The following is a 10,360-nucleotide window of genomic DNA, read 5'->3' on the forward strand; positions in this document are numbered from 1 at the left end:
CTGCTGTAAGGAAAGCAGCGGGACGGATTGATGAGACTGCCCGGCATGAATAAAAAGCGAAACGTCGAGCTTATCGCGGCCTGCCTCTTGTAATCGCCACGACAGCTCACGAACGCCATCAACCATCCGGCGCTGACGTCGATGTTGCCGCAACGCTTCGCGCTGTACCTCCGGTAACGCCAATTCCCACCGCTCCAGCGATTGTTCCCACTCTCCCACGGATAAAAACAACACGGGAGCCTGGGGCAGCGTCTCTGTCACCTTAAATGATGAAATAAAACACGTCTGATTGATCTCATGTGAATACTCGCATCTTGTGAAACGGATCGTCATTTTTCGCACGCTTTCAGGCAACTTTAAAATAGCAATCGTCCATAAAAAGATTTTTTTGTTTTAAAATCCACGTCTACTTATAACGTCACATTCACCGCCTTTAGCCGTGTAGAGCGTTGCCAGATTCCCATGACAACATGGTGATTATAATTGAGAGTTATTATCAACAAAGGACATTGAAAGATAACCGTGTTGTCAGGAAAGCAGAAATAAACAACCAGAGATAAGAAGATAAAATAACATGTCAATGTACAATGTGCACTAATACCCTTTGACACTGTATACAAAGACACATCTATAATCAGGAATTGTTATATAAAATTATTATTATCACCGTTATCCATCATACAACATTTTCGTTGCCGGAAGTCAGTCACTAAATAAATACCGACAAGCTGAATGAAGAAGGATGAATGCAGCCACATATCAGTTACTTATAAAATGACCTATAAAATAAAGAAGGAAATGACTTCACGATGGGCACACTTTTTTTACTTATTAAAAAGACCTACTATCCCCGGATAGAGAAACGTAGCGTTATTTGTAATTAACCCATAAATTCGCATGCTACGCTTCAACAAGGACCTTATATATCATCGTTGGATAATAAAATGCTACGTATACTCAACGCCAATAGCACAACCTACTACGCGAATACCATCAAAAAAGGTGATGGTAATCAGGAAAAAAGAAAAAAACTAATCCCTACGCTTCAAAATCTACTATCGATAAAAAATGCAGCCACGGAAATAAACATTGCAAAAATTACCCAAAAAATCCCGTTCAATGTTGATCTACTGGTAGACATTGCTGAAACCAAAAGTGACCTGTTAGCATCAATAAAACTGCTTAAAGGACGTCTCGATCAAGAAGAATCTCTTTTATTAAAAAACCGACTGTATTACAACAATACGCTGCATCGGCTTAAAAATAAATTAATTGCCACACTGTCGCAATGTAACCGAAACATCCTTCGAATCAACAATAAAATCCCGCGTTCCGAGAATAAAATAGCATTGAGTAGTTCCACGCCTATCACACAGGAATATGATGGTTACATCACGGACACGCTCTCCGGCGGCAGAATGACCATGAACAACTGCCTGGTACATACCCGAGAAATGGCGAATCAAGCGAAGACACAATTTGAAGCGCAAACCTCACAATTGCATTATACCTTTACCACCACAATCAAAGAGACCCAGCAAAGTATCGGTGAAATAAACAGCCAGATCACCGCATTGAATACCGTGCTGGAACAGCAACAATCCTCCGCTGAGGATGCCCTGCGCCACGTTAACTCAAACCACTCTCACAATAACGCCATCAAAAACCTGAAATTGATGTTAAGAGAGATTAAGAAACAGGAGAAATATAATCACAACGCGACAACAGTACTGAACACCTCGCCCTTACCCTCTGCCACCGGCGAGCGTGTAACAGCGGCATCAGATATGGATATTGCCGGCATCACGGCGATTATTAGGAAAAATCAATTTATTAACTCAGCATCTCGCCAAAACAGGCAACCGGTTACGTATACCTTAATTAAGAAAGACAACGAGGCCATGTTGATCTCGCTGACACAAAATCTGGGTAGTGACGTCATCAGCAATGAATTTAAACATGACATTATACAGATTCTGGCAACGCTAAAAGCAACGGCGAGTGAAACACTCCCTGATATTGAGGTTCGCAATAAACTGAATGACATTCTGAGCGTGCTTGACAGTGCCAGCACGATGACACCTGCGTTGATAAGCGAAGGGCAATATGTGGCATTAGCGCAAAAGCTGCTCCTTGCCTACAACGCTCAAGAACCGACCCGGCTGGCTTTATTTAATCAGGTTCAAGAGATCCTACAGCCAACCTCCCCCGTCTCCATGCTGAGCAGTGAAAAAATCAATACGCTAATCCGCTATCTCACTACGGGTGGCCTACAAGACAATTGACCGTCATTTCACCGACTGCGGTAGCCATTTGGTCTTCTTGCTCTGCCGTTCGCAATAAAGCCCTCATCACACCTGACAGATGCGACAACGACAGGTAAAATGGCCGCACCCCATGAACCGGTGCTGCCTTATACCGTTCAGCCTGGCTGCGTTAGCACCTATCAATCGTGAAGAAGAATGATGACCACACCGCCATCACCATCAGAGAAAAAGCCCTGGTGGCAGCAAGGAAAAACCCCTGATTACCGTTTTTCTCTGGCCAACGAGCGCACCTTTCTTGCCTGGATTCGAACCGCTCTGGCCTTTTTAGCGGGTGCCATTGCCATCGATCAGTTCACCGTCAATCTGGCAACGCCGATGGTCCGGCAAAGTCTGGCGCTATTACTGGTACTGAGCGCCGCAGTACTCGGCGGGCTGGCCTACTTTCGCTGGGCTCGGAGCGAAAATGCCATGCGCCAGCAACAAGACATGCCATACAGCCCGCTGCTGCTGGTGGTGACGCTGTTTGTTACCGTCATAGCCTTGGTGCTGGCCGTGGTGGTTATCGTTGGTTAACCGTATGCCCGTTGCTCCCGACCCGGGGCTGCAACCCCAACGAACCGGCATGGCCTGGTCACGATCTGTGTTATTGGCACTGATCGTCAGCCTGCTCTGTTTTCGTTTTAGTTTCAATCGCGACTCAGGGTTAGCGCTGTTGTGCAGCATACTGCTGCTGGCACTCGCCGTTGTGATGGTGGCAATGAGCGTTTGGCGCTTACGTTTTACGCATCAGCGCCCAACATTCGGCGCCACAGTGGTGCGCTATGCCATCGCGTTTTGTTCCACCTCGGTGGTCGTGACGGCATTAGTGCTTGCAGGGAGCTTCCTGCATGCGTTATCTCGCTAATGCCGCGCACCGTTATAAATAACGGTGCGCGATGACATCAATCCGCCGTGGTGTACTCAGGAAACAGGAAGGGGTTGATGCTGCTGCGAGAGAATCCTTCTTCTTCCATTTTGATATCCAGTACCAGTGAGGCGAGATCGTCTGCTACCGCTTCGACACGGTGATCTTTCTCCTGATACAGCAGCTTGATATAAGTGCCGCAATCACCGCAGCCTTCTGCCTTGATGGCTGACTCTTCGCTGTCTAACGACCAATAGTTGAGATTGCCCGTTGCCTCACAGTTACTGCATTTCACGCGCACCATGTGCCATTCACTTTCGCACAGGTTGCAGTGCAAATAACGCAGGCCGCTGGTGGTCCCAAGTTGCACCACACCAGAAACGGGAATGCCGCCACACACCGGGCAGAACTGACGATGCTCACCCACTTCGGCTTTCGCTCTACCGGGCAATTGCGTCGCCATCTGCGCCCAATAGAGAGAAAGGGCAGCCCAGATAAACGGCGCTTTATCGTTATCTTCGCCGTTAAACTGGTGTGCTAGCAGGCTGTCGGCCAATGTTTCCCACTCCTGCTCCGGCATTTTCTTCAGATGCTCCAGCGTAGTCAGCACCTGACCGTTGGCGGCAGGCATCAACTCTTCGATCAGCGCATGCAGCAGCGTATGCCAGTGTGCATCACGTGGGAACACGCTGGCATCCAGCGGCGGGCGATGGCTCTGCTGCGCCTGTTCCAACACATCGGTCAAATCGACACGCAACGGATGATCGTGCAGCACCTTCTGCTGTGCCTCAACCATGGCAGCAGCAAAATTCAGGTAATCGCTGAGCGCATGGTCAGCCGCCAATTGGCGCAGACGCTCTGCACGGTTGCTGTACAGGCTCTTTAAATTAGCGAACAACAACGGCGGGATCACGCCCACCGTTGATGATTTTTCATTATTTTCCAACTGATCCTGAGGGACAATGCGAATACTCATCCGGGTGATTTATCCTGTTGTTTACGGTTGTTTTTCTTGTTGTTTTCGTTGAATCTCTCGATACCAGCGTGGATGATGTTTCTTCGCCCACGCCGCGGGTACCCAGCCTTCTACCATAGCAGTAATTGTTCCTTTCACCCATAGCGCCGCATACACATGCACCATGATGACCAGGATCAAACCAACGGCCGCCAGCGAGTGTACCAGCAGGGCCAAACGAATCACCGGGATAGGAAACGCTGGCGCAAAGTAGGGACGCCACATCACGACGCCACTCGCCAGCAGCAGCACCAGGCAAAGGATGGCCAACCAGAACACACACTTCTGCCCGAAATTATACCGACCTGTATCACCGACTTCCTGATTTCTGGCAATTTTATGAATGTTTTTGGCCCATTCAATATCATCGCGCTGGATCAGGTTGTGTTTCCAGTAACGCAGGAACATCAGCAAAAAGGCCACAAACATCACCACGCCAACGAACGGATGCAGTATACGCGCCAGTTGTGGCGTGCCGAGAATATGCAGCAACCAGTTCAACGAAGGGAACAAAAACCCTAAGCCGCTTATCGCAGCAAACACGAAGCAGAATGCCACAATCCAGTGGTTAATACGCTCAGGCGCGCTGTAGCGCTGAATGCGATTACTCTTTTTCATGCTGTTTTCCCTCATGCTGTGCGGTAGTCGCCTCACCCTTTACCTCGTCCTCATCGTCCTCTTCTTCGACGCGATTAGGCCCAACGCCGACATAGTGGAAGACGCTGGCAGCAAAGGTCACCGCAAAACCAATCGCGGCGAGCGGTTTCCAAATCCCCTTCCAGAAGGTCACGGTGGGGCTGATAGCCGGGTTATCCGGTAAACCATGATAGAGTTGCGGCCTGTCGGCATGATGCAGTACGTACATCACATGGGTGCCACCTACGCCTGCGGGATCGTACAGTCCGGCGTTTTGGTAACCGCGCTCTTTGAGATCGACCACGCGTTCTGCTGCCAGGGTTTTCATGTCGTCTTTAGTGCCAAAATGAATAGCGCCCGTCGGACAGGTTTTAACACAGGCAGGCTCCTGCCCGACTGCCACGCGATCGACACACAGCGTACACTTGTAAACACGGTTATCATCTTTATTCAACCGCGGCACATCGAACGGACAACCGGCGATACAATAGCCACAGCCGATACAGTGCTCGGACTGAAAATCGACGATGCCGTTGGCATACTGAATAATCGCCCCCTCTGCCGGGCAGGCCTTCAGGCAGCCAGGATCCGCACAGTGCATACAGCCGTCTTTACGGATCAGCCACTCCAGCTTGCCGTTCTCCTCCACTTCCGAAAACCGCATCACGGTCCAGGATTTGGCCGTCAGATCGATAGGGTTGTCATAAACACCAATGTTGTGGCCTACCTCATCGCGGATATCATTCCACTCAGAGCAGGCGACCTGGCAGGCCTTACAGCCGATGCAGGTCGTGACGTCGATAAGCTTGGCGACTTCTGCCTGATGGTCGCGGGCCTGCGGCGGCGGGGTGAAAGCGCTGGTCGCTGAACGACGAATAACATCTTGTGATTGCATTGCCATGTGCTGTCTCCCTTACGCCTTTTCCACGTTGACCAGAAAAGCCTTGTATTCCGGGGTTTGGCTATTGGCATCCCCCACATGCGGCGTAAGAATATTTGCCATATACCCTTTACGTGTGGTGCCCTCAAACCCCCAATGGCAGGGAATACCGATGGTCTCCACCGTTTGCCCGGCTACCGTCAGGGTGCGAATACGCTTGGTCACCACCGCTTTGGCTTTGATAAAACCGCGCTTGCTGCTGACTTTCACCGTATCGCCCGCACGAATGCCCTTCTGCTGCGCCAACCCTTCGCCAATTTCGACAAACTGCTCGGGCTGCGCAATGGCATTCAGGCGCGCGTGCTTGGTCCAGTGGCGGAACAACTCGGTGAGCGAATAGGTGGTCGCTACATAGGGAAACTCGTCCGGTGTTCCCATACGCTGGCGGTCCACGTCAAACAGACGCATCGCCGGGTTGTGCATCACGTTGGCATGCAACGGGTTCTGTTTTAACGGCGATTCGACAGGCTCGTAATGTTCCGGGAACGGACCATCGACCATTTTGGTCATGGCAAACAACCGCCCTAGCCCCTCCTGATTCATGATAAAGGGGCCGACACCACTGTTTGGCGCCGCCGCGCTGTAATCCGCCACATCACTGCCCGTCCAGCGTTTGCCATCCCAACGCACCACTTCTCGTTTTGGATCCCACGGTTGTCCGCTTTCATCCGCCGACGCGCGGTTATAGAGAATGCGACGATTCTGCGGCCATGCCCAAGACCAACCGGGCGTATTACCCAGGCCGGAATCCGCATTGTCTCGGTTGGCCATCTGGTTGCCCTTTTCCGTCCAGCTTCCGGCGTAGACCCAGCAGAAACTGGCTGTGGTGCCGTCATCACGCATTTGGGCGAAACTGTCGAGCAGTTGGCCTTTTTTCAGAATCTGCTTGCCCTGATCGTCAAAGACATCCTCCAATGCATACCCGTTGGCCTCTCTCGCCACTTCCTCCGGTGTAGGATCTTCCGGGTCCGCATAGTTCCAGGTCATGTTTAGCAGAGGCGCTGGATTGGCCCCCCCTTCTTTGGCATACATCTCACGCAGGCGCAGCAAAATGCCGGAGAGAATAACCCCATCATGCAACGCCTCACCCGGTGGCTGCGCACCGGCAAAGTGCCATTGCAGCCAGCGGCCAGAGTTGACGATAGAACCGTTTTCCTCAGCAAAACAGCTCGACGGCAAACGGAACACTTCAGTCTGAATCTGGGTGGGGTCCACATCGTTCAGTTCGCCGTGATTTTGCCAAAAGTTGCTGGTTTCGGTCGCCAGCGGATCGATAATCACCAGAAATTTGAGTTTCTTCAGCGCTTCACGGGCCTGATTGGAATCGGCAAACGCCGCCATCGGGTTAAAGCCCTGCGCAATATAACCGTTCACCTTGCCGGCCAGCATCAGACGCGAATAGCTGAGCGCGTCATAGCTCTTGTCCCACTTCGGCAACCAGTCAAAACCCCAATCGTTTTCCTTCTGCGCCTTGTCGCCATAGAGGCTCTTCATCAGGCTAATAAAAAATTTGGGCGTGTTCTTCCAATAATTGACCTGATCGGCCAGCAGCGTTTTGGGGGTAATTTCGCTCAAATACTGTTGCAGCGTGGTCTGCTTTTCTGAAGGTAAATCCATGTAGCCGGGTAAGCGCAGCGACAGCAGCCCAAGATCGGTATAACCCTGAATGTTGGAGTGCCCGCGCAGCGCATTCACTCCGCCGCCCGCCATACCGATATTGCCTAACAGCAGTTGAATCATGGCGGCGGTGCGGATCATCTGTGCGCCGGTGGTGTGCTGCGTCCAGCCCAGCGCGTAGAGGACAGTGGCGGTTTTATCGGGTACCGCGGTGGTCGCCAGCAGTTCACAAATTTTGATGAAATCGTCAAGCGGTGTACCGCACACCTCGGTGACCAACTGCGGCGTATAGCGACTGACATGCTGTTTCAGTTGTTGCCATACGCTGCGCGGGTGCGTCAGCGTCATATCACGCTTGGCGAAACCGTTTTCATCCAGCTCATAGTTCCAGGTGGTGCTGTCGTATTTACTGTCTTTCTCGCTGTAACCGCTAAACAGGCCGTCGGTAAAGGCAAAATCCTCCCGCACCAGCAGACTGGCATTGGTGTAGGACAACACGTATTGATGCTGAATTTTATCTTGCGTGATCAGGTAATTGACCACGCCGAGCAGGAAAGTGATATCCGAGCCGGCCCGGATCGGAGAATACATGTCAGCGACGGCGGCAGTACGGTTAAAGCGCGGATCGACCACCACCATACGGGCGCCGTTTTTCACCTTGGCCTCAACCGCCCATTTGAATCCCACCGGGTGTGCTTCTGCCGGGTTTCCGCCCATTACCAGAATCACATTGGCGTTTTTAATATCAACCCAGTTGTTGGTCATCGCACCGCGCCCAAAGGTTGCACCCAGCGCAGCAACTGTCGGCCCGTGGCACAAACGCGCCTGCGTATCCATTCCCAACATGCCCAGTGAACGGGCGAAGCGATAATCCAATGCGCCGGTTTCGTTACTGGCAGCAGAAGAGCACAACATTCCGGTGGTAAGCCAACGGTTAACCGTCACGCCTGCGCTGTTTTTCTCCACAAAGTTTGCATCGCGATCCGCTTTCATCAAGCGAGCAATACGATCGAAGGCGTCATTCCAACTGATGGGCACCCACTTATCAGAGCCTGGCGCGCGGTACTCTGGCAGCTTCAAGCGTTGGTCGCTGTGGATGAAGTCAATCAGTCCTGCCCCTTTTGGGCATAGCGATCCGCGGCTTACCGGATGGTCCGGATCGCCTTCGATATGGAAGATGGAGGCAACCGCATTTTTGGCGCCATCACCGCGGCTGTACATCAAAATACCGCACCCAACGGAGCAATAGGTACAGTTGTTCCGTGTCTCTCTGGCACGCAACAGTTTGTATTGTCGAGTTTCGGCAAATGCCGTGGCGGGAGAGAAACCTAATGCGGTTACCGTGGTTCCCGCCATGCCGCCCGCACATATTCTAAAGAATTGTCTTCTGCTGACTTGCATAAAAACTCCTAAGCCCACATTGCTCAAAAATTGGTGGCGCAAATAGCATTTCGTTTTAATTAATAAATAAGATAGAACCGGATTGGGGATAAAACCATATACTTATTAAGTATTATGCATCGAAATATAAAAACAGCAAACCATTATCAATAAAACAACAAAAACATTACATATTTGCGCAATAAATCACCAAATCACGTACCAGATCACAATTAATGATAATAATTATCAATAGCATCGGGAATAAGAGATCTTTCGTTATGTATTTTCTTACATATCGTTTTTTTGCGGAAAATAACGATATTCAAAAGAGAAAAACTCAAAAAGTATTAATATATTACCGGGCTTTATTAATATCTTATGAATGTTTAAGAGAAGGGAATGCAATTATGTTGCACAGGAAGGGATATTTATTAAATAAACGGGTTGGATTATTGCAACCCGTTATTATCTTTCAATATGGCTGGTTGTTGCCTGTTAAGCCGCAGGTATGAAGCTCGCATCGCGATCATCAATCTGTGCCACAAAGTCGAGCAAGAGTTGGCGCGCCCAGTATGGCTCCTGCTCAAGTTGCAGCAAACGATCAACATCATGCCCAGCGGCCCGTAATGCATTGGCGCTGTTACGCACGCACTGCGTCATGATCGCGGCGGTAAATTCCGGGTGGAACTGCACCGAAAGTGCATGGGGGCCATAGCGTAAAATTTGGCAACCATCCTGTTGTGAATAGGCCAGCACCTGCGCCCCCGGAGGCGGACTCAGTACCGATTGCTGGTGTGTCAAATACGCAGCGAAGTGCGCGGGATGATTGCGCAGTAACGGGTCGTTCACTCCCTGCGCTGTCAGCGTTACCGTTTGCAGCCCAATTTCTTTTCCCTTGGGATTATCGGCAACCGTTCCGCCAAGCACATCCGCTAACAGTTGGTGTCCATAACACACCCCCAATAAGGGCAGTTGGGCATGGTATGCTTCACGTAGCCAGGCCGCCGTTGACTCGCTCCAATCCAACCGGTCTGTCACCATCGACCAGGAACCGGTGATCAGCGCCCCGGCTACCGCATCAGTATGGGGTAAGCGCTCTCCCCGTTCTGGCCGAACCACCAGCAGCTCACGCGGCTCCGCGGCCAGTGCTGCACTGAACCAGGCATCCTGTTCACCAACCGCTTGGGCAATCGGCTGCGGCGGCACGCCCATTTGAATAACCAACAACGGCTTTTTGTCCATATTACGCTTACCTGCTTATCAATACGCGGATCGTTACCGCCATTGCTTTTGACCCTACCATGCTGCTGGGCCCCTGTCACGATACCGGCGTTTGAACAATACCCGGTTTACGCTCAGGGCAATAGACGGGCCAAACCTATAAAGGATCCTACTAATAGAGTGGGCTTAACATGGCAGGAATGTGAAGGAAGGAAACATTGCGTGCGCCTTAACCACAACACACGCAACGGGTACGCTCATAACGGCGCTCGGTTAGCGTACTGCGGGCATATCAAGATTGGGATCGATCAGGTTGTAGATTTGATTGCCAAATACTGGTTGCAGCAGCAGTTTCTCCAACGCGAATGCCACATCCT

The 10,360-nt window shown here is 51.0% G+C and carries 8 protein-coding genes and 1 pseudogene; 3 read left to right on the top strand and 6 right to left on the bottom strand.

What is annotated here, in order from left to right; all coding sequences use genetic code 11:
* Nucleotides 1-234 (bottom strand): annotated as a pseudogene (locus J5224_RS22350) (alpha/beta hydrolase); the annotation flags it as partial.
* Nucleotides 235-944: 710 nt separating this feature from the next.
* Here J5224_RS22350 and J5224_RS22355 point away from each other — a divergent pair.
* The 3 genes from J5224_RS22355 to J5224_RS22365 all read left to right on the top strand — a co-directional run bounded on the left by J5224_RS22355 (nt 945) and on the right by J5224_RS22365 (nt 3,171).
* The gene (locus J5224_RS22355; protein WP_264627450.1) at nt 945-2,285 is read left to right on the top strand and encodes a hypothetical protein; all 1,341 of its coding nucleotides are present in this window, start codon (nt 945-947) and stop codon (nt 2,283-2,285) included.
* A gap of 180 nt (nt 2,286-2,465) precedes the next feature.
* The gene (locus tag J5224_RS22360; RefSeq protein WP_264627457.1) at nt 2,466-2,840 is read left to right on the top strand and encodes a YidH family protein; all 375 of its coding nucleotides are present in this window, start codon (nt 2,466-2,468) and stop codon (nt 2,838-2,840) included.
* The gene (locus J5224_RS22365; protein WP_264627451.1) at nt 2,833-3,171 is read left to right on the top strand and encodes a DUF202 domain-containing protein; all 339 of its coding nucleotides are present in this window, start codon (nt 2,833-2,835) and stop codon (nt 3,169-3,171) included. Before J5224_RS22360 ends, J5224_RS22365 begins: the two co-directional genes overlap by 8 nt.
* Before the next feature lie 37 nt (nt 3,172-3,208).
* On the opposite strand, the gene fdhE is transcribed toward J5224_RS22365, so the two are convergent.
* The 5 genes from fdhE to J5224_RS22390 all read right to left on the bottom strand — a co-directional run bounded on the left by fdhE (nt 3,209) and on the right by J5224_RS22390 (nt 10,004).
* Nucleotides 3,209-4,147, bottom strand: a complete 939-nt coding sequence (gene fdhE / locus J5224_RS22370; RefSeq protein WP_264627452.1) for a formate dehydrogenase accessory protein FdhE — start codon at nt 4,145-4,147, stop codon at nt 3,209-3,211.
* 21 nt (nt 4,148-4,168) lie between these two features.
* Nucleotides 4,169-4,804, bottom strand: coding sequence for a formate dehydrogenase cytochrome b556 subunit (gene fdoI, locus J5224_RS22375; RefSeq protein ID WP_264627453.1), 636 nt, complete (start codon nt 4,802-4,804; stop codon nt 4,169-4,171).
* Nucleotides 4,791-5,723, bottom strand: a complete 933-nt coding sequence (gene fdxH, locus J5224_RS22380; protein ID WP_264627454.1) for a formate dehydrogenase subunit beta — start codon at nt 5,721-5,723, stop codon at nt 4,791-4,793. Before fdxH ends, fdoI begins: the two co-directional genes overlap by 14 nt.
* 12 nt (nt 5,724-5,735) lie before the next feature.
* Entirely contained in the window at nt 5,736-8,780 is a 3,045-nt protein-coding gene (gene fdnG, locus J5224_RS22385; protein ID WP_264627455.1) for a formate dehydrogenase-N subunit alpha, read from the bottom strand.
* Nucleotides 8,781-9,257: 477 nt separating this feature from the next.
* Nucleotides 9,258-10,004, bottom strand: coding sequence for a glutamine amidotransferase (locus tag J5224_RS22390; protein ID WP_264627456.1), 747 nt, complete (start codon nt 10,002-10,004; stop codon nt 9,258-9,260).
* Between the last annotated feature and the right edge of the window lie 356 nt (nt 10,005-10,360).

It is taken from the genome of Candidatus Symbiopectobacterium sp. NZEC135, from assembly GCF_025962695.1.

Bases quoted from the DNA above. Each gene is read 5' to 3' on its own strand.
- J5224_RS22355 (WP_264627450.1), top strand. From the start codon at position 945: ATGCTACGTATACTCAACGCCAATAGCACAACCTACTACGCGAATACC.
- J5224_RS22360 (WP_264627457.1), top strand. From the start codon at position 2,466: ATGACCACACCGCCATCACCATCAGAGAAAAAGCCCTGGTGGCAGCAA.
- fdhE (WP_264627452.1), bottom strand. From the start codon at position 4,147: ATGAGTATTCGCATTGTCCCTCAGGATCAGTTGGAAAATAATGAAAAA.
- fdoI (WP_264627453.1), bottom strand. From the start codon at position 4,804: ATGAAAAAGAGTAATCGCATTCAGCGCTACAGCGCGCCTGAGCGTATT.
- fdxH (WP_264627454.1), bottom strand. From the start codon at position 5,723: ATGGCAATGCAATCACAAGATGTTATTCGTCGTTCAGCGACCAGCGCT.
- fdnG (WP_264627455.1), bottom strand. From the start codon at position 8,780: ATGCAAGTCAGCAGAAGACAATTCTTTAGAATATGTGCGGGCGGCATG.
- J5224_RS22390 (WP_264627456.1), bottom strand. From the start codon at position 10,004: ATGGACAAAAAGCCGTTGTTGGTTATTCAAATGGGCGTGCCGCCGCAG.